The sequence below is a fragment of the Nostoc sp. DSM 114161 genome (assembly GCF_052692665.1).
Map to the genome: position 1 here is coordinate 3,728,562 of NZ_CP195141.1, position 22,065 is coordinate 3,750,626.

Here is a 22,065-nt window from a genome sequence, read left to right on the forward strand (position 1 = left end):
TGGTCATTAGTCATTTGTCATTTGTCATTGGTTTTTCTCCCCATCTCCCCATCTCCCCATCCCCCCAATCCCCAATCCTATGGTTCAAAGTCGCTTTAGTCCGGCTGTACGGATTCAATTAACCCCAATGCAAATTCCCGAAGCTTTACCTGTAGGGGGCTTAACCTTTGCCAATGAGGAAAACGCTGATGCAGCAGGACGTAGTTTACTCTTGCATCCCGGACACCCAAGTGAGATGGTTGTCCAAGTGCAAAACTTAGAAGCGCGTCCTTTGCGGGTAAACTTCAGCGTTGAGGGAAACTTTCCGAGTGAGTGGTGTCAAATTGGTACAGAAGGTAGCGAGATTCCACCTCGCGGACAAATGGATGCAGTCCTCTACTTTTCTATTCCTGAAACATTTTTTGAAGATCGGGAAGCCATAAAACCAGGAAAAAAAGATAAACTAACTCTTAATTTTCGCAGCTTAGTTACTCTACACATCGACCAAGGTACAGACAACGAACAAATCCACAGAAGCGAATATTTTGATTTATACATCCGTCCCTACACAGCCTACATGGAATTCTTGCCAATTTTGTATCGTGAAGTAGACTTTATTGGTCGCTTCATGAAAATATTTGAGCAAGCTTTTCAACCAATAATTGATAGTTATAACGTCATGTGGGCAAACCTCGACCCCCTGACAGCACCGCAAGCACTACTACCCTTTATGGCTCATTGGGTTGCTTGGCAAGTCGATTCCGTCTGGGATCTCCAGCAACAGCGCCGTTTAATTCGTCGTGCAGTAGAACTTTATCGGTGGCGAGGAACTCGTAAAGGATTACGTCTTTATTTACATCTTTATACAGGCTTACCTCTAGACGAACATTTACCTAATGAAGCAGATAAACATATTAGTATTACAGAACCTTTCGGCCCCAGTTTCATTATCGGAGACGCACAACTCGGAAGTGCAGTTTTAGCAGGCGGACAACCATATCATTTTGTAGTTCGCTTGCGTTCCAACATTTCTAGCGGCATCATCAACGAACAACTAATTCAAAGAATCATCGAACAAGAAAAACCCGCTTTTTGCACCTACGAACTAACCATCGAAAATCCTCATAATTAAAAACTATAAAAACTCAATATTCTCTTTGCACCTCTGCGCCTCTGCGTCAGCTTTTCTTAATTTTGAATACTTCGGCTACGCTCAGTACAAGTTTTGAATTTTGAATTATTATGTCCCACCCCTTCCCACCCCCACCAATCAAATCCTTTGAGCGCCTGCAAGCCACAGACGGATTACTAATCAATGCCGAACGCTGGCGAGCAGCCCACGATTATCATCGTCTGCGGCAAAATGCCCAATATCAAAGTTTAAATCAACCAGGAATTGTCTGCGGTTTAGGCGTGCGACATATTCCTGCACCAAGCCAAGTAGAAGCCAGATATCGAGATGGACGTTGGGTACAAATTCAACCCGGTATCGCCATTGATTTAGCAGGAAATTTAATTGTTGTACCCAACTCCTATGACTTTCCCATTGATATAGAAGTAGCAACATCAGAACCAATCATGATCTACTTAGTAGTCAGCTATGTAGACCCTGATGAATTGCGACGCGCCCAGCAAAGAGATATTGTTCAAGAAACGTATCGAATTGACCAAAGAAACTCGACGCCAATCACCTCAGAAATCGAAATATGTAGAATCCTGCTGCAACCAGGACATACTGACATTACCCAACCTGCGGATGCGTTTTTTCCTGGATATAACAACATTGATTTGCGTTATCGCCGCCAAGCACAAATGCGTCCCCAAGCACTTGTAGCGATCGCACAAGCAAATCATAGCGATCCAGAATGTGCGCGTAATTTTTTCAGCCTTTCATACTTGTTACAAGCAGTAGAACCCTTATATCCGAATTTGCGGGGGGCTGATGAACCAGGTCAGGTTTCTTTATCAGAAAATATCCAAGATTACGATCTACTTTATCTCACTGGCGGACAAGCCTTATCTTTAAATAGTCTCGAATTTGAATCACTAAAAAATTACTTAAATTTAGGTGGCGTACTTCTAGTTGATGCACCAACAAATGGTAACGCTTTGATTGAAAGTACTCAAGCATTAGCACAACAATTAGAGAGTCCTTTAAGACCTTTAGAAGAATTGCAACGGAGTCATCCCTTAAGAACAAAACCTTTTTTATTTGCTGCGTTGCCATTGGTTAATCAACAGCAAATTAAACTTTTAATGGGTGGAGGAATTATTTTAGTAATTGGTGATTTAGCAAGTGCCTGGGGATTGGATAGAGATTTGGCTTTACCCCGATTAACCATTCGTACAGCTCAAGAACTGGGAATTAATATTCTTCACTATGCTTGGAAGCGGCGACAATTAATTGGTTTACAACAAGAAGATAATTCCGGTCAGTGGTAATACCAATAAGTAGGCAACGGGGAACTGGCAACAGGCATTGGTGTCAACTTAACGTGAAACCTTGGTCAAAACGCCATCGGCGAGTTCTACTCACTTACCATCAAGATCTGCGTTACCCCACCCCAGCTTTGCTGACGCAAAACTTCCCCTCCCCGATGCCTTGGGGAGGGGTTGGGGGTGGGGTAAAACGCTTGTGGGGCAAGAGTTTTAGCTGAAGTTGACACCAATGGGGAACGGGTAAGCCCTACTTACACAGGACTTACGCACAGGTAACGGAAAATCGTAGACGCAAAGCGGCTTCCCGCAGGGTAGCAACTGGCGTGGCACGGAGAAATAAGAGTTTCAGAGACTTATTGCGTAAGTCCTGTTACATACATGGCGATCAAAATTTTTTCATTGGGACTGCCTTCTGCCTTCTTTCAAGAAAGTTAGTATAAAATTATTGATTATATTATGTGAATTTAACTAAATCAGTGAAACTATCAGAGTTAAACATGCAACACTAGTATGTATGTAAAATCACTCTTCGTGGTTTAAATTGCCAGCAAGGCTGCTGGCAAACAATAAATACTGAGCGCATTTCAATATTGGTATATCTATCAGAAATCTTTTTTATTAAGGAACGTTGGTTTTTATGATTAGATTTCAAGCTCTCAATAAGTTGAGCAATGCTGGTGTAAAAGTCAAAAACATTGCTACAGCATTATTGCTAAGTTCTGGCGCAGTTTTAGTTGTCTCTCCTGCCCAAGCTGCTATTATCAATTACAATTTTAGAGTTGAAAGTCCTACCTTTACAGGGCAGGGCAGCTTTAGCTACGATGATACTACTTTTAACAACGATCCTATCCCGACAGCTAAAGTTCAGTCATTATCTTTTAGTTTTGATGGTGAATCAATTGTTTACAACAATACAGATGATGTCAATTTTCCAGATTTTCCCGTTGTGTTCCCGACTACTTTTATAACAGGTACTGACACCATAGGACTAGACTTTTTATTTAACGATAAAAATCCTTTAAGTGATTTAAGTTACCAGGTCTCTGGCGAAGACTTTCTAGTTTTTTCGAGAACCGATCCAAACACCGATCCTATTTTTGGCTCAGTTTTTTATACAAAAGTTGCAGTAGTCCCTGAACCTATGACTATGTTGGGCACAGTGGCAGTGGCTGGCTTGGGTCTGGGGATGCGCCGCAAACAGAAGCTGCGACAAAAAGCTACAACCAACTAGGCCGGTCGATACCCAATGCGATCGCACCTATTAAAGTCTGCGCCAGTTTGCAATTGTTAAGCTGCTACTTGGATATCATCTGTCCGTTAATGAAAGGGAACTCTTAACGGGCAACAGGTGAGTCCGCTTGCCGTCTTGGGGTCTCCGTTACGTTAACGTGAGTTCGACGGCTCTAAAAACCCCACTTCCATTCCTCTCCCCCACAGAGAGAGAGGCTTTAAAACCCTAATTTTTTCGTTGGAAACTAAAAATATTTCTGCCCCTCTCCGCCTCGGAGAGGGGTTGGGGAGAGGTTCATCGAACTTACGTTACGTTAGCGCAGCGTTAGCGAGTCTTCGAGCGTCTGTCAACACTAGATTTTGACGTGGTATTCCACCAATAATTAGTAATTAATAATTAGTTAAACCTCTACCTGTTTTATCTCTGCATTAGTTGGCTGGTCTATTTCTATGAACCTCGGCCCAAGAATGAGAACTGTAACCATCATTAATATACTCGTCACCATGATGATGCTCACCACGCTGGGATCTTCAAAATTGCTTGTACCCACTAATAATGCTGCGGCAAAATTGCGTTGAGCCGTTCCGACTCCTAACACTCTTTGGGTATCAACACCAGGGCCGCCTAAAAGATAACCTACGCTAAAAGAGAAGAGAATAAATACAGCACAAACAAAGATTGCACCTGTTTTTAATAAGGCAATGATATCGTTAGTATGAACTACTAATCTAACTACTAGACCTAAAAGCAATCCAGCATTAGATAATTTGAACAAAATTGGTTGAAGATTTACTGCGATCGCACTAAATTTAGCTTTAATAAATAGCCCAATTACCAATGGACTAACCATCATCAATAACAACGGTTTCGCAATCTCCCAAGAGTTGATTTGCACCCCTTCCACCACTAACGGCAATACAATCGGCATGTAAACGATTGTGCCCAACATTAGCAACATCATTAACCCCACAGAAAAAGCAATATTGCCCTTGACTATATGAGCGAGTTTTGGCAAAGCTGGCGGGCCTGATGCTACTGCCATAATCAGTAAACCATCTCTAAGGGGTTCGCTCAGATGTACTACTTGCAGCAGCAGATAGACAAAAAGCGGCACCAACACAAAATTTGTCAGCAGAGACAAGATAACAAGACGGCCGTTGCGGAGTGGTTCCCAAATCTCTTGTACGGTTAGGCGTAAACCCGCACCCAACATAGTGAAAACAATGAATGTGAGAAGTGCTAATTTATCGAGAACTACCAAAATTTCATTCATGATTTTGTTGATTGTTGGTTGTTAACTGTTGGCTGTTGACTGTTGACGGTTGACTGAGAAGTTATTCTCTTTCTCCCCATCTCCCCATCTCCCCATCTCCCCATCTCCCCATCTCCCCATCTCCCCATTTCCCCAGCCCCCAGCCTCCAGTCCCCATTACTTCAACTCAAGACTGACTTGCTGTAAGTTACCAGTAAAGGCGAAGGGTACTTGGTAGGTGTCAACGACGGGAGTACCTGTGTCTCTAGCGACATCAAAGGTTTCGTCTAGGGCTAAACGAAAAGCGATGGTTTTTTCGATTCGACCTTCGGCTACCTGTTGTTGATTGATGAATAATTTGCCGGTTCCGCCTGCACCTATTCCACCGTCATAATCAAAGTCGAACCTTAATGTCGATTTACCCGCAGGCAATTTTTCTCTTGATTGAATGATGTAGCGAACGGCATTTGCATAGTTGTAGATATATGTGGGCTTGCCATCTTCAAGGAAAAAGCTCCAACCAGCAAAACGTCCGCCTTGGGTTAAGAGGATACCTTCTGCCCCAGTTTCGGGAATTTCTACATTAGCTGTAATGCTGAAGGATCTGTTTTTCAGGTTTGGGGCGCTACCTTCTGGGATGCCAAATACACCAGGATAATAAGTAAAGTTTGTGCGTCCGGCGTTGAGACTGGGACGAATTTTGACATCAAACCGATCTAGAACGCGATCGTCTAATGGTAAGACTTGGTGTTCGCGGGCTTCTTTGAAGAACAGCTTTTGCAGTTTTTCTAGCTTGTCTGGATTTTCCTCGGCCAGGTTGTTGGCTTCGCTGAAATCTTCTGCAATGTTGTACAGTTCCCACTTATCTGTATCAAAGTCGCCTTTTACAGTACGTTCCCAAGGCAAGCGACCATGACGAGCCGCCGCTACCCAACCGCGATCGTAAATGGCTCGGTTGCCCAACATCTCGAAGTACTGGGTTTCACGGGTGGAGGGAGCATCAGGATTATCGAAGCTATAGACTAGGCTAGTACCTTCGATTGGTTGTTGCTTGACGCCATTCACTTCTTTGGGAGCAGTAATTCCCGTTACTTCTAAAATGGTGGGTGCAATATCAATTACGTGATGGAATTGGCTGCGGATTCCACCTTGGTCTTTAATGCCCTCACCCCAAGAAATTACCAAGGGGTTGCGAGTGCCACCAAAGTGGGAGGCGATTTGCTTTGTCCATTGGAAGGGAGTGCTAACTCCCCATGCCCAAGCCGCTGGAAAATGGTTGAATGTCTTGGGGCTGCCCAAGTCATCATAGGAAGCAAGCAGTTGTGGCAGATTTTCGGGTACGCCGTTGAAGAATTTCAACTCGTTGACGGTACCTGTTAAACCGCCTTCTGCACTCGCACCATTATCTCCCACGATGTAGATGACTAAGGTGTTGTCTAGTTCGCCAAGTTGGTCAACTGCATCAATTAACCGTCCAATTTCATAATCTGTATGCGCTAGAAATCCAGCAAATACTTCTGCCATGTGGGCAGAGAGTTTCTTTTGCTCTGCCGAAAGGGAATCCCAAGCTGGCAGTTCTTGGGGGCGGGGTGTGAGTTGGGCACTGGCAGGAATTACGCCCAGTTGTTTTTGGCGGGCAAAGATTTCTTCGCGCAATTTATCCCACCCTTGGTCAAATTTGCCTTTGTACTTATCAATCCAAGCTTTGGGGGCGTGGTGGGGTGCATGGGTGGCGCCGGTGGCGAGATAGGTGAAAAAGGGTTTGTCAGGAGCAATGGATTGTTGATTGCGAATCCAGGCGATCGCATGGTCTACTAAATCAGGTGTCAGGTGGTAATCGGGGTTATTGGCTGGTTTTTCAACTCGTTTAGTATTTTCTACCAACGCCGGACTCCACTGATTAGTATCGCCACCAAGGAAGCCGTAAAAGTACTCAAATCCTAATCCTGTAGGCCAGCGATCGAATGGCCCGGCGGCACTGGTTTCAAAGTCTGGTGTGTTGTGCCATTTACCGAAAGCAGCCGTGTTATAGCCATTTTGTCGCAGCACTTCGGCGACGGTGGCAGCACTCTTGGGCAAAATCGTTGTGTAGCCAGGATAACCTGTAGCCAATTCCTCAACGACTCCTGTATTCACTGAATGGTGATTGCGTCCAGTTAACAGTGCTGCCCTAGTAGGCGAACAAAGGGCTGTGGTGTGGAATTGGTTGTAACGCAATCCTGTATCGGCTAGGCGAGTCAAGTTAGGAGTTTCCACCGGGCCGCCAAAGGTACTGGCTTGCCCAAAGCCAACATCATCTAGTATTACTAGTAGAACGTTGGGCGCTTTGGCTGGGGCGGTTATTGGTTGGGGAAAATCTGGTTTTGAGTCTTTGTAGGTGATGCCAATTTTGCCCTTGAATTCTGGTTCGGGAATTGGTAAAACTTTCGATGTGGCTGCAAGGGCAGGGCTACTAACCGTCAGTATGATGATGGCGAGAGATACAATGAGCGATCGCCAAAGTAAATGCAACATAAACTAATTGGTAATTGGTAGGACTTGATTCAAGCTCTTAACTAAGCGAAATCCGATATGGGTAGTTCCGGTATCGGGGGCTTGAGATTCTCGTGCAGCCGGACGGAAGCGGCTGCAATAGTTAGGCGCACAGAGATAAGAGCCTCCTTTGATGGTGTGTAGGATGTTTTCTGTGGGTTTTTTGGGGTCAAAGCTTAGTTCTGGCCCTGTGGGATCGACGCTATGGTTTTTGTGGTTATGCCCTACACCAAACAAATCTGAGGTTAATTCCCAGACATTACCCGCCATGTCGTAAAGGCCGTAACCGTTGGCAGGGAAGGAACCAACCGGGGCGATACCTACGTAACCATCGCTTTTGGTGTTGAAAAAGGGAAAGATCCCTTGCCATGTATTGGCTTTTTTCTCAGAATATTGCTCGCCCCATGTATAAGTTGCGCCCTCTAACCCACCACGCGCAGCGTATTCCCATTGAGCTTCGCTAGGTAAGGATTTCCTTGCCCATCGGGCGTAAGCTGCGGCATCTTCATAGGCAATATGAACGACTGGGTAGTTTTCTTTGCCAGCGATGGCACTTTCAGGGCCGAAGGGATGCCGCCAATTCGCCCCAGTTGTCCAATGCCACCAACTCAGCTGCTTTGCTCCTGGCTTTGCTATCTCAAAAACCAAAGAACCCGGTAATCTCTGCTCGTCTGTTAAATCGGGAAACTGTTCTTTGGATAAATGCCGTTCTGCAACTGTTACATACCCTGTTGCTTTGACAAATGCCGTAAATTGTGCATTTGTCACTTCATATTTATCGATACAAAAGGAACTAACTTTAACATCAAAAGCCGATCGCTCTTCGACAAAACCAGAGTTATCTGACCCCATTGTGAATGTCCCTGCTGGAATCAGTACCATTCCTTGGGGACAGGGATTTTCGGTAGCGGCAGCGGGAGGAATGATGAATAAAAGTGCGATCGCCATTCCTGTTGCGAACAATAATCTTAAAAAACTTTTTCCTAGCTTGGACATGCTAAAAAATACCCCTCGTGGGGCTACGCCTACACTTTTCACCAACAACATGCAAAATTACTACAAGCTTTTACAACGCTTGCATCAGGTGGTATTTACTCTCAATCAAACACATCAAAATTAAAACTAACTTCTGCTCAAATACTTACTATATAAAGCTTATAAAGATTAATGCCCTGATTAAAAATCAAGACATACTAACCTTTAATCAAAATAATTTAGTTAAAGGAGAACGCAGAATACAGATTTAGAACCTCACCGCCACTCGGAGTGTAATTCATACTGAATTTTGATTTCTGAATCCTGACTTCTTTTTTAAACTACTGTATATTGATACATTTACTGTATTAAAACAATATTGATAAACTACCTCTTAGACAAAAATAAGTCAAGAGCTTTGTTGAAGACTTATAAGTAGTGCTTTTTTAATGTTTGGAGCGATCGCCTGTTCGCGGAGTATCTGCTGATATTACACAGCTCCGTCGCAGTGGTAAATTTGATAGTATCCAGCATTATTGTTCCATTGAGTTCGTATCCTGACGTTGCCGACTTCTGCTCTGGCGAACTGGGGCGTACCTTGGGAATCAAGACTAGTTTCGATGAAAGAATACTGCTGAGCCGTAACAAATGTAAAGTTTGCTACATTAAAATTTAATAGATTATCACTGTCATTGTCACTCAGTCCCAGCAAATATCCCTCAATTTCTTCGCGTGCTTCGTCGTTTGTCATGTATATAATCGTGCTGCGGGGGATATTGCCGCGAATAGCATGAATATTCAGTGCAGTATTAACATCGAAGTTATTAGGCGTATGGTTGTTGCGAAAGCTCGGCATCGTTGCGTTCGCGGCAGGAGGGGTGTAGTTTTGGGCTGCGTCTGAGTTGCGTTGAATGATGTTGGGAGCTAGTGTCCTAGAGGAGTGTAAATTCACCCTTTGTGCCATTCCATCGGCTTCTGGCTGACGCAATGATATTCGACTGATGTCGTGTACCAGAGGCTCTTTTATCGAAGTATCTTGGTCTAATAATTGTTCGCTTTGAGACTGCGCTTGTTGCAGATTTGATGACTTCTGAATTACGTCTGGTTGTAAACCAAACCCACGTACTGGATTCGCCAGCGTCGGAATATCCGGTGAACTTAGTGATGGATTGCTCCAACTTGATATTAGTGTTTTCTGCTTCTCAAGCCTCATGCCCTCGCTCATCAATCCTCCTGCATCAATTTAAACTTCCTTCTTTATTTAAACCTACTGGCGTGTCAAGGCTAAAATAGTGCTAGGACTTACGCAAAATATTTGTCAAACTCTCATTTCTCCGTGACCTCTGCGCCTCTGTGGTTCGATTTTCCGTTAGCTGTGCGTAAGTCCTGAGTGCATTAGTAAACTCTTGTGGGATGGGCATCCTGCCATTGGTGTCAACTTAACGTGAAACCCTGATGAAAACGTGATCAGCGAGTTCTACTCACTTACCATCAAGATCCGCGTTACCCCACCCCGGCTTTGCTGACGCAAAATCTCCCCTCCCCAAGGCATCGGGGAGGGGTTGGGGGTGGGGCAAAACGTCTGTGTGATAAGCGTTTGAGCTTAGATTGACACCAATGGCATCCTGCCCGCCCAGACGGGTGAGGACACCCATCCCACAATAAAATTGTAGGTTGGGTTGAACTAAGTCAAACCCAACACGAATATCTATGTTGGGTTTCGCGTTGCTCAACCCAACCTACTCCTAATGCACTATTTAAGCCTTGCCACGCTACGACGCATCTCAAACCTTTGTCAACCAAGCCTCCCATTGTTTGGCGGCTTTGTCGCGTTCTGCCTGCGGTGCTGCGGGATCGTAACTTCCCAAACTCTGCCACAACTGATTCCAGTCCTGCCCTTGGGGTAGCTTAGTGACTACAGCCTTAACAATTAAAAAAGCCCGTTGGCGAGTCAAATCATCGGGTGATTGCAGCAGAGGAACTACCAAAGGCAGGACATCTTTGCCCCCTTGCATGAGAGGATACATCGAAGCTGTGTAGGGATTGTGCAGAATATCTGGATAATCATCAAGGGTGGCGACCAAAGCCTTCAATGAGCGTTTATCGCCTAATTTATGTAAAGCAGTGGCAGCACGGGCACGTACTTCTGGATTACTGTCATGGGTAGCTTGGAACAAGGCATCGGCAGTGCTAGGGTCGGCAATTTCCGCCAATCCCTCAGCCGCCAAACGACGGGTGCGGGGGTTAGAATGACTCAAGGCTTCCAACAAAACAGGAGTAGCTTTTTTGCCTAAGCGGATTAATTCTGCCAAAGCCAAACCGCTAGTATCTTGGTCTGTGGAATAGAGCCGTGTTTTAATTTGCTCCATCGGTGTAGCGGTAGCATCTTGATTATTCATGTACAAATTTCCTCCAATAAGCAGTATCAAAACTGTCACGAATATTCCTGCCATTCTCCACTTCACGGTGTCGCCCCTCCTCCTGCGGCTGGTGCTGCTGCTGGCACGTGCTTAAAGCTCAAAACCACCCGACGATTGCCGCGACGATTTGCTTCTGCATCTTGGTTCGTAGTGGCATCAGGAGTGAAGTCTTCAGTTGCTCCAGAGCCTATAGTCACAGGACTAATCTGAGCTTCAGGTACACCCTTAGCACGCAGAGCATCTGCGACGGCGTTGGCTCTGCTTAAAGATAAATCTAAGTTGTGCTGAGAAGCACCACCACGCCTGTCAGCGAAGCCTTCGGGAGTGACTTGGACATCAGGGAATCGCCGCAGATAATCCAAGAATGTATCAATCTTGGCTGTTTCGGTGGCACTCAATACATCGCTGTCAAAATCAAAGTAAAAAATGACTGGCTCGTGAACGTAGAAATCTCGATGTTTCTCCAAAGCCGCATCAAAAGTGGCTGATTGTCCTTCCTGTACTGATGCGTTTTCATTCTGAACCACCCCAGACCGGATCTGGAAGTTCCAATGAAGGGAACCATAAGTCGTCATGGTGTCTTCGCCCTTGGCTACTGTCTCAAAATCAAAGTTAAGATCCGGGTTAGCTGGGTTGACTGTTGGGTATCCAGGTGCATCAGTTAGTTCTGCCGCTTTGATATCGCTGGGATCGTTGGAGCGTTTGTAACCGATAATGGCTCCGCCTGCGCCACTGGAAGAGGGTCGCGAAAGTCCAGGAGTGGCAGGATTTGGTTGGGCTGGGCCGTTGCCAAAGGGATACTGGGCAGGCAAAGCACTTCTGGCTGGGGCATCGGTTCCTGTACCACCGTGGGCAGGTGCATCATTGTGCAGTACATCTGTGAAATATCCGCCCTCAACTCCTGTGGTGGCATCAGCGGTGGTACGTAAACTAGCACCGCGAGCAGCAGGTAAAGACTGAGGTTCGATATTTGCGCCGGCTGCATCTGTCAGACGCACAATCTGAATCAGTCCAATTTGGTTGGAGTAGGGAGCAGTGACTGAGGGTTCAAATCCAATGGTGATAGGTAAGTTCGATCCACCTGTTGTGGCATTCACTTTAAACAAGCCGTTAGTAACATTGTATGTGGGGTTAATTGCCCGTTGAATTAATTTTCTCTGGGCTGCACCTGTTTGCTGCACTACATGAGTCAATTCATGAGCAGTTAAGGCATCATTACCTGGTGACTTACCCGCACCAAAGAAAATGTTTTGCTTGTAGGTAAATGCTTGGGCATTCAAATCCCGATTCATCTGAATTGCTTGGCTGCCTGTATGTACCCGTACTTGACTGAAATCAGTGCCAAACCGGGGTTCCATAAAGGAGCGCACCTCATTCGATAAGGGACTACCTCCACTTTCACTACTATTTAGCCGGCTTTCAAAGTCTTCTCCAACTTGGAAGCCTCCATCGGTAGCGAGTTGTGGCGATGCCTCTTGTTCTGAAGCCTTTCTTTGAATAGATGTATGTAGTTTAGTTTGCAATTCTTCCTCTTCCTCATCTTCTTCATCTTCTTCTAGCATTGCCTCCCGTTGCAGTAGAGGAGTTATGCCAGCTGCTAAAGGTTTGGTTTGCACCTCTTCTTGAGTGGATGCATCTTGTAAACCGATGCCACCCTGTCCGATTTTTGGCTCAGGTATAACCATTCGCATAACCCGATCGGCAACTGTATTGGCTTGCTGCTCGTATCGATCATCTGGTTCGCCAACGGTGAGTTTTGCCTGTGGGCGATGCAAGGATATTCGACTAATGTCGTGAGTCAAGGGTGATTGTTTGACGGCTTCTGGTTTAGCTTGCAATAATTGGTCTTGTTCTGGTTGGGCTTGTGCAAAATCGACCGATCGCTCAGTTAGTGTTTCAGGCGCAGTATTTATTTGCAAACCAAAGCTGCGTATTGGGTTCGCCAGCGTCGGAACATTTGGCGAGGCAAGGGAAGAATTCGTCGAATCTGATGCGGTTGATTTTTTGTGTTGCAGCGTGCCCAGCCGTTTAGCGGCTTGTCGATAGATATCGCTCATCTTACCCTTCCTCCATTAATACCTGAGCTAGGGCATATTATTTAAGACACATCATAGCAATTTGTTTTGTTGCGATCGCCATCAACTTAATGATTTGAGACCGATCTACTGTAGTTATACAGAATTGTTGAGTGTCGAATTTTCACTCAATCGAATTCCAGCTAACAAACCAAGTCCTTGAGGAAATTTTTTGGCAGGGAAATCTAGCCTAGAGGTAAGAAAAATCATCCGGTGTGCCTCTCCATTTTGCGGATTCAAAAACAGGTGTTCCATCTGGCAGAATTTTCAGAGGAAAATCGCCTTGTGTTGTGTTGTCATCCCAATTCCAGTCTGTGCTGTAAATATGTATTCCATGTCCATCATTCCCCGCATGGTCTATTGTCGGGCCGCTACCTGTCAAATTGATAGATAGGGCATCACCGTAACCAATGGACATTGAAGAACCCTTACGCATACTTCCGCCTCTAAATTGTCTCACATCCATTTCTTGACCCATGTTTGGCGGACTTAAGTTGGGAATTTGAGCCGCATCAGCACTCAGTTGCAGAGTTTCTTTGATAAAAGTTCCTCTCATATTGGTAAACTCAACCGCTCCAACTGTACCAACTAAATCTGCGGTGTGATCTCCACTGTCTGACCAGATAAACTCTACTGTCGTTTGTGTTTTTTGGTTTGTATTGAATAGTGTTTCAATCTCTAACTGAACTTTTGCTTTTACAGCATCCAAAATTGCTGCATCTATGGTGCCACCAGGGGCGTTAGGTGATGTTTCTGGAGTTGCTGGGGCTGGAGCGGTTCCTGGAGTTGTTGGGGCTGGGGCTGGAGTGGTTCCTGGAGTTGTTGGGGCTGGGGCTGGAGTGGTTCCTGAAGTTGGTGCAGCTGGGGCTGGGGTAGTTCCTGGAGCTGTTGGGGCTGGTGCTGGGGTGGTTCCTGAAGTTCCTGGGGCTAGAGGTACATCAGGATGCTGTCGTTTCCACTGTTCAACATAGGCGTTAATGATTCTATACTGGACAATCAACTGTAGTTTTTGTTTATCTACAGGTGACATATATCCGTTATCTAGCTGAACGCTTTGCACGCCGCTTTGTCCGGGAGCGATCGCACCTCCAGCCTGTGCAGCAGCTTGACCAGCTTGAACCACTGCTGCTGCTACGGTTGCTGCTTCTGCGGCTGCTTGTGATGTCAAAGTCGAACCCCAAGCAACTACACCGCCGATAAGTGGAACATTTTGTACAATCGGCTTTTGCTGGATTGAGTTGCTGACAGTTCCTTCTATTTCCTTCGCTTGAATAGATTGCTCTTTGTCTGCATCAGAATTACGTGCTGCGCGATCGCCCAGTTTATCAGCTTCTGCTTCCAAAGCCTCGTCTTGCACAACTGTGGCATTTCCCCCTCCAGACACATTTGGTGCATTCACTCGCCCTTGGCGCTGTTGAACTACATGGGTTAATTCATGTCCAATTAAAGCTTGACCAGATTCGCTGTTAGGGTCGTACTTGCCTTGAGCAAAATGTAAATTATTACCAGAGGCAAAAGCCTGAGACCCAAGCTTTTCTGCCTGTCCATCAGTATGAATTCGGACATCGGAAAAATCCGTGCCTAAAGACATCTGCATCTTTTGTTGTACAGGTTCTGGTAGATGTTGTCCGCCGCTAGGAGATACAACTTCTACTCCGTAGGATGTATCTTCCATGCCATAGCCTTGGACGACTGCATTCTCTGGGGTATTGTTTGCGCCTTGGCTGAATCGTGTTTGCGATCGCAGCGATATGCGACTAATGTCATGACTAGGGAGCTTTTGTTTGCTAGATTCTGCTTCTAATAATTGTTCGTCCGCAGATTCTGTCTCTTGCGAGTCGGTTACTACCTCATTTACTTTTTCTGATGGAGCAGTGTTTATTTGGGAGCCAAAACCCCGCGTTGGGTTAGCCAATGTTGGAATACCTGGTGAGACAAGCGACGAATTTGTAGAAGTTGATGTAGCTGTTTTTTGGCGGCCAATTTTGCGCTCGCTCATCTCACCTCTCCCCTAAATACTGTTTGAGTCGATCGTACAATTTCTCTAATTGCGTCGCTATCGACGTAAGTATAAATTATCTGATTTGGCAATTTTATTTAATGTATCTTTACGGTTCTTCATTAGGAAAACAGGGAACAGACAAATAGTGTATGTAATTAATTCTGTTTAGATGCTCCCAAAACCCTTACATCCAGAGGCTTTCTTTACATATTGCCTATTGCCGGTTGCCTGCTGTAAAATTTATTTCGGTTGTTTAGCTTAACTCTTCTTAACATAATAAGGTAAACTTTTTATAGCCCTACTTAGTGTTTATACCGGAATGGAGTTAACCTCAAAAGAACTTAAATCAGAGTTCATATTAGAAATCCAAGCTTGCTTACAATTAGCAGTTCCTTTAGTAATCACTCAAATCTTGGAAGCAGGGATTCCTTTACTGGATGGGGTGATGATGGGCTTGCTTAACAGTCAAGCCTTAGCGGCTGGTGCTTTAGGTGCAGTCACCTTTTCCACCCTAGCTTCCATTTGTCGTTCTACTCTCTCAACAGTAGGCGCGACTGTTGCAAATGCTTTTGGTGCAGGAAAAATAGATAAAATTAGCTGTGTTACGAGTCAGGGAATTTGGTTAGCTGCAATTATATGTTTCCCTGTAATGTTTATGATTTGGCACTTTGATTTTATCCTGATGCTGACTGGTCAAGAAGAAAACAACGTATTATTAGCTAAAACATATTTACAATCTATTGTTTGGGGTTTTCCTGCGGCACTCGGTTTTTGTATCTTAAAAGAAGTTAGCTCTGCTCTCAATCGCCCCCAATTCCTAACAGTAATTACAGTAGTAGGGTTATTATTGAATGCAGCTGCCAATTATATATTCATGTTCGGTAAATTTGGTTTACCAGCCCTTGGTTTAGCTGGTATTGGTTGGGCAAGCACGCTTATTTTTTGGCTGAATTTCATCGCCGCCGCTAGTTGGATTTGTTTGGATAAATACTTTCAAGAATACCAGTTTAATTCCGCTCTGTTTGAGTTTGATAAAGAGATATTTTTAGATATCTTCCAAACAGGCTGGTACTTGGGTTTGCAGTATGGAGCAGAAGTTGGAGTATTCACTGCGATCGCTGTACTCATGGGGTGGTTTGGCACAGATAAATTAGCAGCCCATGAAATTGCTATGGAGACAGAAAGTTTTGTCGAAACTGTGTCTATAGGTATTTCTTATGCCATCACCATGAGAGTAGGATTATTGAAAGGACAAAACGATTTCAAAGGTATAAACAGAGCAGCATTTATTTGTATAGCACTTATTACTGCTTTCACGAGCATTGTCGCAACACTTTTTTGGCTATTTCCCAACAACATTGTGAGCATATATTTGGACATCAATAATCTGGAGAATGTCGAGATAGTTCAGACTGCAATTTATTTTTTAGCTGTAGCAGCAATAGTTCAAGTATTTTATTCTATTCAAGCGATCGCTGCTGGTGCTTTAATCGGTTTAAAAGATACCCGCACGCCAACATTAATTACGATGTTTGCGTACTGGGTAGTTGGTCTAGGCGGCGGCTACCTGATGGCATTTAATTTAGGTTGGGGCGGCATAGGTTTATGGTTGGGTTTATTACTAGGAATGCTCATCGGTGCAGTACTTTTAGTCGGCCGTTTTTATTTTTTGACCACCGATATCAGCACAAAGCAAGAACAGGAGTGTTGAGTTAGGAGTTAGGAGTTAAAAGTTCTTCCTCTTCCTTGTCCCCCCCCTGCCTCCCCTGCCTCCCCTGCTCCCTCGCTCCCCTGCCCCCCTGCCCCCCTGCCTACTCCCTCAATACCTCCCCCAAGCAGACTCAACTATTCTGGCAATGATTTCTGTGTATGACACGCCAGCCAAACGTCCCATAATTGGTAAGTCTGAGCGGATATGGTGAAGTCCTGGCAATGGGTTAATCTCCAGAAACTGCAACACACCATTAACATCGCAGCGCATATCCACGCGGGCGGCGTCACGGCAATCAAGAGTATGGTAAACATCCAGCGCCAGCTGTCTTGCCTGTGCTGCCAGTGGTTCGGGGTCGATGAGCAAACGATAAGCTACCCGTTCCAAATATTCATCTTTGTTGAGGGTGGTGTAGGCAGAAGTTTCTGCTTGGTCTGTAAAAATTACTTCCATTACACCTACTACCCGCGAATTACTACCGTTGCCAATAATACCCACAGTTAATTCACGACCGGGAAGAAAGGTTTCCACTAGTACGGGCTGCTGGAATTGTTTGCGTAATAATTCGTAGGTCGTTACTAGTTGTTCGCGTTCTTTAACGAAGGAACGCCCGGTTATTCCTTTAGAACTGCCCTCAGCGACAGGCTTGAGGAACAATGGCAAAGGTAAGGATATGGCTTGTGCTTGGGCGGTGGAATTCACGACTTCAAAGGAGGCTGTGGGCAAACCGCGATCGCGTATTATCCTTTTAGCTAGTGCCTTATCTAAGGTGAGGGCGCAGGTAAGGGGATCGGAAAAGGTGTAAGGTTGAGCGAATAATTCACAGACTGCTGGAACTTGTGCTTCGCGAGAACGACCTTTCAAACCCTCAGCAATATTAAAAACCAGATTCCAGCGATCGCCTTTTGCTAACCTAAGAGCAAGTTCTCTACCATTTCCAATACGTTCGACTTGATGGCCTAACTCAAATAGTGCATTTTCTAGCCCAATGATAGTTTCTTCATCGTCAAATTCCATCACTTCATCAGCACTAAAACCAGCTTTAAGGTAGTCTGCTTTCAGGTCATAACAAAGACCAATAAATATTCCCATTAATGTATAACTTCCAATGAGTAAGCTTTCGTTGTTAACTGTAATCTACCAATGTCTGAATTGGCCGAATTTAGTTCATTAACAAAGGCAAGAGGCAGGAGGCCGTTTTTGTAATGAGGAATAAGTGCTGTTAAAGTGAAACGGTATTACACCCAATAGGGTTGGGATAAGCATTTTTCATCTCTGATGTCGGCTGGGAAAAGGGAAAAGGTTTGAAATTACCCTTTTCCCTTTCCCCTTTAACCGAACCGTATTGGTATTACACCTTTGTTGCATCGCCTTGCACCTTTGTTGCATCGCCTTGCATCTTTGTTGCATCGCCTTGCACCTTTGTTGCATCACCTTGCACCTTTGTTGCATCGCCTTGCACCTTTGTTGCATCGCCTTGCACCTTTGTTGCATTGCCTTGCACCTTTGTTGCATCACCTTGCACCTTAGTTGCATCGAAGAGCAAAAATCAATCTTCTGTGTCTTATACCATTTCACTAAAATTCTGATACAAATTCTTTCCCCTCTGCTCCTCTGCTCCCCTGCTCCCCCTGCCCCCCTGCCTCCCCTGCCTCCCCCGCTCCCCCACTGGCTTCAGCACGTAAGTCCTAAGAGTGTGCAAAGTTACTATTTACGGCTGAATTTTCTCCACTAGGGTGGCGACAACAGCAGCCAACTGTGTTGGTTCAATGGGTTTGGGAAAATGTGTTTGATAGCCAGAGGCGATCGCCTTGAGCTTATCTTCTTCCCGCGCAAAAGCTGTGACTGCTACTGCGGGAATCTGACCGCCGACTTCAATTTCCCAGTCCCTGACTTTTCGGATAAAATCGTAGCCGTCCTCTTGTGGCATACCGATGTCGCAAAGGATTATAGTGGGTTTCCAGCTGAACACTTGTTGCAATGCCTCTGCTGCACAAGTACAGGCTTGTACTTCTGCTCCTTGCTGCATGAGTACTGCTCTGACAATATCTCTAGCGTCGGGTTCGTCGTCAACTACAAGCACTCGGACTCCCTCAAGCCCGTAGAGGTTTTTTATCCGCCAAGAGGTACTATCTACAGGTGTCTTTGATAGGAAGCTAATCTTCTCCTGACGAACAGCCACCGGAAGTTTAACACTAAAAGTTGCTCCTTTGCCTTTACCTTCACTGTAGGCCTGCACTGTGCCACCGTGAAGCTCGACTAAGTGACGCACGATCGCCAGACCTAGCCCCAAGCCGCCAAACTCCCTTGTAGTTGAGCCGTCGGCCTGGCGGAAGCGCTCAAAGACGTGTGGTAAAAACTCTGCTTTGATACCCACACCAGTGTCCCGCACGATCGCCTCGACAAGCGAGTTAGCCTGCTGAAGCTGCACTTCAACCCGCCCACCTTGGGGCGTAAATTTAATCGCATTCGAGAGCAGGTTCCATATTACCTGCTGAAGCCGATTGGGGTCTCCTAAAACAGGTTCCACATTGGCGAGTTGTAGCTGTAAATCGATGTCTTTAACTTCGGCGGCGTGGCGCACCGAATCGACGGCACTGACAATTAAAGTGGCTAAGTTTAGTGGCTGTGGTTCGAGGCGGAGTTTGCCAATTACGATCCGCGACGTATCGAGGAGGTCATTTACCAGTTGTGCCTGGGCTTTAGCGTTGCGCTCGATGGTAGCGATCGCCAGCTGTGTCTTTTCTTGGTCGAGCTTCCCGCCACGCAGCAACTGGGCCCAGCCTAAGATGCCGTTGAGAGGAGTTTTGAGTTCGTGGGAGACGGTAATTAGGAACTCGTCCTTGAGACGGTTAGCCGCCTCTGCTTCAGCCCGCGCAGTTTCAACCTGCCTTAAGTGTTCGTCCCGCTCTCGCTGGCGCTCTTGCAGAAGGCCAGCCGAAAATTTTAAAGCTTCGCCTAACAACGCTACTTCTTTAATAGATGAGGGGGTGATGTGCGGATATTCACCTTTGGCGAGTGCTTCTGCGCCATAAGCAGCCGAGGCTATGCCCTGAGAAATCCAGCGCGACAGGACGAGGGCGCCCACGCCACTGATCGCAAGCAACGCCAAGCCAGAGACAACAACGAGCCACATCGCCTGGCGAGGCGGACTGTCAATGGCCTCAACAGGAACGAGGACAGCGGTTGTCCAGTTAGAGAAATTGGCTCGCCTAAAGGCAACGTAGACTGGCGCTCCCTCCAAATTGATTTCTTGGTAGACACCCTCACTAGCCTGAGTAATTCGTCTCAGAAAAGATGGAGTACCTGGCTTCCCCACAAAGCGATGAGAATTGCGAGTCCGGGCCACAACCACACCGCGCCCGTCAAGAATAGTACGCGTCCACTCCCCATCAACAGGTGTTTGTGTCTTGATAACGCTAGCGAGTCCTTGGGGAGTCATAACGGCAGTTAGCACATACTGTAGCTTGTTTGAGCGCATTACTGGAACGCGGACAGGGAATGCTAATTTCCGCTCCAAACTTCCAGGGACGAGATAGCCTACTGTCGGCTGATGTGTTTGGACAACACGTCGTAGACTTTCAGGTTCATTGGCTTTTGGTAGTGAAGCACCAAAGGGATAATTGCTGTTTACGATTTGTTTTCCGTCTGGCGTTAAGAGGATCGCATTTACCCAAGTCGGTTGCGTTTGTACTGTGCGCCGTGCCTCATTGTAAAAGGCTTTGAGATCGCCTTTGTCAAGGCTCTCAGAGGCCGCCAGTGCCTGGAGAGTCCTGGTTGTGCTGGAGATTTCGCGCTCTAGATCTTGGGTGAGATTGCGTGCCGCTAGCACCAAGCGGCGCTCTGATGCTGCACGCTCGTTGAGCGAGAGTCTGTATACAACAGCAACAGCGAAAAGTACAACTGGGAGTAAAGCCCCTGCTACGAGTAATACAAGATGCCACTTCAGAGTCAACGTGCGCCCGCCGACAGCATTCAAGTCATCATTTACACTTTTTTTTGGTAAACCAACTCCCAAGTCTGAGGGGAATTCGGTTTTATCTGATCTTTTCACGCTCTTTTGGTGAAAGCACACCAAGTTATTTGTGTGCTGTAATCATTTGGATTATAACTACCTATTAATTTAATGCTAGTGATAGTCCTGAAATATTTTCCTCGATCGCTGTATTTTTCGCCACCTAACTGCGTTTAGCAATATCTTAGGGAGTTTGACACTCCCCGCTCTAAAGAGACGGGGATTCTACATTCAACGACTCGCCGTTAGACGACAGGGTTACCCCAACCGCCCAAGAGGGCAAATCTCCTGTAGCGTAGCTTCCGGTGTGCCCCACCGTAGTTAGTCCTAATTTCAAAATGTTGATTGCTGCATTGATATCTCTATCTTCCACATATCCGCAATGAGGACAGACATGTGTTCTGGTGGATAGGGATTTCTTTACTTTCTCACTACAGTTAGAACAATTTTGACTTGTATTGTGGGGAGGTACAGCAACAGTCACCTTCCCATATTTATGTCCAAAATATTCTAGCCAACTGCGGAAAGTGTACCAACCAGCATCAGAGATAGATTTAGCTAGATGTCGATTTCTCACCAGTTCTTTTACGTTTAAGTCTTCATAGGCTACCAAGTCGTTAGATTGGATCGCGGAGTACGCTAATCGAATGCAATACTCTTTTCGCTGCCTTTTCTTTGCGCGAGACAATTTTTATGCTCAATTACAAAATTCCCAAAAAATGGTTAGTTTTGGTTACAGTGGCTTTGATATCTGCCTTGTTGCTGGCGATCGCATCTACAGCTTCAAGTATTTATTTATATGGCAACAGTAGTAATAATATCAAAGCCGATGCAGCAATTGTTTTAGGAGCAGCAGTTTGGGGAGAAGAACCATCTCCTGTTTTCAGAGAGCGAATTAACCACGCCATCAACTTATATAAAAATGGATTTGTTAAGACAATCATGTTTACTGGCGGAGTTGGCGAGAGTAACGAATCAGCGGAAGCTATAGTCGGAAAAAATTATGCGATCTCCCAACAGGTAAAAGCTGCTGATATTCTCACCGAAACTCAATCCCGCACAACTCACCAGAATCTAAAAAATGCTTTGGAAGTAGCGAATGCTCATCAATTGACTAAGTTTCTGATTGTTAGCGATCCATTACATATGAAGCGAGCCGTATTAATGGCACGAGACTTAGGAATGGATGCCTATTCGTCTCCCACACCTACTACCCGCTATCGCAGTTTTAACAGTCAAATGGAGTTTTTGAGCCGAGAAACTTGTTTTTACTTTATCTACTTAGTGTTTAAAATCTAGTACTTTACTTGATATTTTTAGCATCTTTAACTAAAAGCAATTGAATCTTAAGTTTTACTTAAAAATTGATAGAAACAGCCGCAGGGGAAAGAATTAGAGATTAATCATTTGTATCATGTATTTTGTGAAATGGGA

General features: G+C 45.5%; 16 protein-coding genes and 1 pseudogene. 5 read left to right on the top strand and 12 right to left on the bottom strand.

Annotation, left to right across the window (positions count from 1 at the left end; all coding sequences use genetic code 11):
- The first annotated feature begins 79 nt into the window (after positions 1 to 79).
- The 3 genes from NSTC745_RS16245 (at position 80) to NSTC745_RS16255 (ending at position 3,649) form a co-directional block, all read left to right on the top strand.
- Positions 80 to 1,111 (top strand): phage tail protein, encoded by a 1,032-nt coding sequence (locus tag NSTC745_RS16245; protein ID WP_445638054.1) that lies wholly within the window; start codon positions 80 to 82, stop codon positions 1,109 to 1,111.
- Positions 1,112 to 1,221: 110 nt separating this feature from the next.
- Positions 1,222 to 2,421, top strand: coding sequence for a DUF4159 domain-containing protein (locus NSTC745_RS16250; protein ID WP_445638055.1), 1,200 nt, complete (start codon positions 1,222 to 1,224; stop codon positions 2,419 to 2,421).
- A gap of 634 nt (positions 2,422 to 3,055) precedes the next feature.
- Positions 3,056 to 3,649, top strand: coding sequence for a PEP-CTERM sorting domain-containing protein (locus tag NSTC745_RS16255; RefSeq protein ID WP_445638056.1), 594 nt, complete (start codon positions 3,056 to 3,058; stop codon positions 3,647 to 3,649).
- Between the two features lie 400 nt (positions 3,650 to 4,049).
- On the opposite strand, the gene NSTC745_RS16260 is transcribed toward NSTC745_RS16255, so the two are convergent.
- The 8 genes from NSTC745_RS16260 to NSTC745_RS16295 all read right to left on the bottom strand — a co-directional run bounded on the left by NSTC745_RS16260 (position 4,050) and on the right by NSTC745_RS16295 (position 14,902).
- Positions 4,050 to 4,922, bottom strand: a complete 873-nt coding sequence (locus NSTC745_RS16260; protein ID WP_445638057.1) for a bile acid:sodium symporter family protein — start codon at positions 4,920 to 4,922, stop codon at positions 4,050 to 4,052.
- Between the two features lie 156 nt (positions 4,923 to 5,078).
- Positions 5,079 to 7,415, bottom strand: a complete 2,337-nt coding sequence (locus NSTC745_RS16265) for an arylsulfatase (protein ID WP_445638058.1) — start codon at positions 7,413 to 7,415, stop codon at positions 5,079 to 5,081.
- Positions 7,416 to 7,418: 3 nt separating this feature from the next.
- On the bottom strand, positions 7,419 to 8,429 hold the full coding sequence (locus tag NSTC745_RS16270; RefSeq protein ID WP_445638059.1) for a formylglycine-generating enzyme family protein: 1,011 nt from the start codon (positions 8,427 to 8,429) through the stop codon (positions 7,419 to 7,421).
- Positions 8,430 to 8,898: 469 nt separating this feature from the next.
- Entirely contained in the window at positions 8,899 to 9,633 is a 735-nt protein-coding gene (locus tag NSTC745_RS16275) for a hypothetical protein (RefSeq protein WP_445638060.1), read from the bottom strand.
- Positions 9,634 to 9,889: 256 nt separating this feature from the next.
- On the bottom strand, positions 9,890 to 10,141 hold the full coding sequence (locus tag NSTC745_RS16280) for a hypothetical protein (RefSeq protein WP_445638061.1): 252 nt from the start codon (positions 10,139 to 10,141) through the stop codon (positions 9,890 to 9,892).
- 51 nt (positions 10,142 to 10,192) lie between these two features.
- On the bottom strand, positions 10,193 to 10,807 hold the full coding sequence (locus tag NSTC745_RS16285; protein WP_445638062.1) for a HEAT repeat domain-containing protein: 615 nt from the start codon (positions 10,805 to 10,807) through the stop codon (positions 10,193 to 10,195).
- A gap of 62 nt (positions 10,808 to 10,869) precedes the next feature.
- Positions 10,870 to 12,885: an eCIS core domain-containing protein gene (locus tag NSTC745_RS16290; protein WP_445638063.1), complete on the bottom strand. Its 2,016-nt coding sequence runs from the start codon at positions 12,883 to 12,885 to the stop codon at positions 10,870 to 10,872.
- A 208-nt stretch (positions 12,886 to 13,093) separates the two neighbouring features.
- On the bottom strand, positions 13,094 to 14,902 hold the full coding sequence (locus tag NSTC745_RS16295; RefSeq protein WP_445638064.1) for an eCIS core domain-containing protein: 1,809 nt from the start codon (positions 14,900 to 14,902) through the stop codon (positions 13,094 to 13,096).
- 322 nt (positions 14,903 to 15,224) lie between these two features.
- On the opposite strand from NSTC745_RS16295, the gene NSTC745_RS16300 reads away from it, so the two are divergent.
- Entirely contained in the window at positions 15,225 to 16,616 is a 1,392-nt protein-coding gene (locus tag NSTC745_RS16300) for an MATE family efflux transporter (protein ID WP_445638065.1), read from the top strand.
- Positions 16,617 to 16,724: 108 nt separating this feature from the next.
- Here NSTC745_RS16300 and NSTC745_RS16305 read toward each other — a convergent pair whose 3' ends face one another.
- The 4 genes and pseudogenes from NSTC745_RS16305 to NSTC745_RS16320 form a co-directional block, all read right to left on the bottom strand.
- The gene (locus NSTC745_RS16305) at positions 16,725 to 17,708 is read right to left on the bottom strand and encodes a D-alanine--D-alanine ligase family protein (RefSeq protein ID WP_445638066.1); all 984 of its coding nucleotides are present in this window, start codon (positions 17,706 to 17,708) and stop codon (positions 16,725 to 16,727) included.
- 259 nt (positions 17,709 to 17,967) lie between these two features.
- Positions 17,968 to 18,162 (bottom strand): hypothetical protein, encoded by a 195-nt coding sequence (locus NSTC745_RS16310; RefSeq protein ID WP_445638067.1) that lies wholly within the window; start codon positions 18,160 to 18,162, stop codon positions 17,968 to 17,970.
- A 165-nt stretch (positions 18,163 to 18,327) separates the two neighbouring features.
- Positions 18,328 to 20,097 carry an ATP-binding response regulator gene (locus NSTC745_RS16315; protein ID WP_445638068.1) on the bottom strand — a complete coding sequence of 590 codons (1,770 nt, stop codon included), beginning with the start codon at positions 20,095 to 20,097 and terminating at the stop codon, positions 18,328 to 18,330.
- Positions 20,098 to 20,839: 742 nt separating this feature from the next.
- Positions 20,840 to 21,301: pseudogene (locus NSTC745_RS16320) on the bottom strand (RNA-guided endonuclease InsQ/TnpB family protein); the annotation flags it as partial.
- A 23-nt stretch (positions 21,302 to 21,324) separates the two neighbouring features.
- On the opposite strand from NSTC745_RS16320, the gene NSTC745_RS16325 reads away from it, so the two are divergent.
- Positions 21,325 to 21,930 (top strand): YdcF family protein, encoded by a 606-nt coding sequence (locus tag NSTC745_RS16325; RefSeq protein ID WP_445638069.1) that lies wholly within the window; start codon positions 21,325 to 21,327, stop codon positions 21,928 to 21,930.
- Positions 21,931 to 22,065: the final 135 nt, after the last annotated feature.

Bases quoted from the DNA above. Each gene is read 5' to 3' on its own strand.
- NSTC745_RS16270 (WP_445638059.1), bottom strand. From the start codon at position 8,429: ATGTCCAAGCTAGGAAAAAGTTTTTTAAGATTATTGTTCGCAACAGGA.
- NSTC745_RS16255 (WP_445638056.1), top strand. From the start codon at position 3,056: ATGATTAGATTTCAAGCTCTCAATAAGTTGAGCAATGCTGGTGTAAAA.
- NSTC745_RS16305 (WP_445638066.1), bottom strand. From the start codon at position 17,708: ATGGGAATATTTATTGGTCTTTGTTATGACCTGAAAGCAGACTACCTT.
- NSTC745_RS16245 (WP_445638054.1), top strand. From the start codon at position 80: ATGGTTCAAAGTCGCTTTAGTCCGGCTGTACGGATTCAATTAACCCCA.
- NSTC745_RS16315 (WP_445638068.1), bottom strand. From the start codon at position 20,097: ATGCGCTCAAACAAGCTACAGTATGTGCTAACTGCCGTTATGACTCCC.
- NSTC745_RS16325 (WP_445638069.1), top strand. From the start codon at position 21,325: ATGCTCAATTACAAAATTCCCAAAAAATGGTTAGTTTTGGTTACAGTG.
- NSTC745_RS16290 (WP_445638063.1), bottom strand. From the start codon at position 12,885: ATGAGCGATATCTATCGACAAGCCGCTAAACGGCTGGGCACGCTGCAA.
- NSTC745_RS16265 (WP_445638058.1), bottom strand. From the start codon at position 7,415: ATGTTGCATTTACTTTGGCGATCGCTCATTGTATCTCTCGCCATCATC.
- NSTC745_RS16260 (WP_445638057.1), bottom strand. From the start codon at position 4,922: ATGAATGAAATTTTGGTAGTTCTCGATAAATTAGCACTTCTCACATTC.
- NSTC745_RS16285 (WP_445638062.1), bottom strand. From the start codon at position 10,807: ATGAATAATCAAGATGCTACCGCTACACCGATGGAGCAAATTAAAACA.
- NSTC745_RS16300 (WP_445638065.1), top strand. From the start codon at position 15,225: ATGGAGTTAACCTCAAAAGAACTTAAATCAGAGTTCATATTAGAAATC.
- NSTC745_RS16250 (WP_445638055.1), top strand. From the start codon at position 1,222: ATGTCCCACCCCTTCCCACCCCCACCAATCAAATCCTTTGAGCGCCTG.
- NSTC745_RS16295 (WP_445638064.1), bottom strand. From the start codon at position 14,902: ATGAGCGAGCGCAAAATTGGCCGCCAAAAAACAGCTACATCAACTTCT.
- NSTC745_RS16275 (WP_445638060.1), bottom strand. From the start codon at position 9,633: ATGAGCGAGGGCATGAGGCTTGAGAAGCAGAAAACACTAATATCAAGT.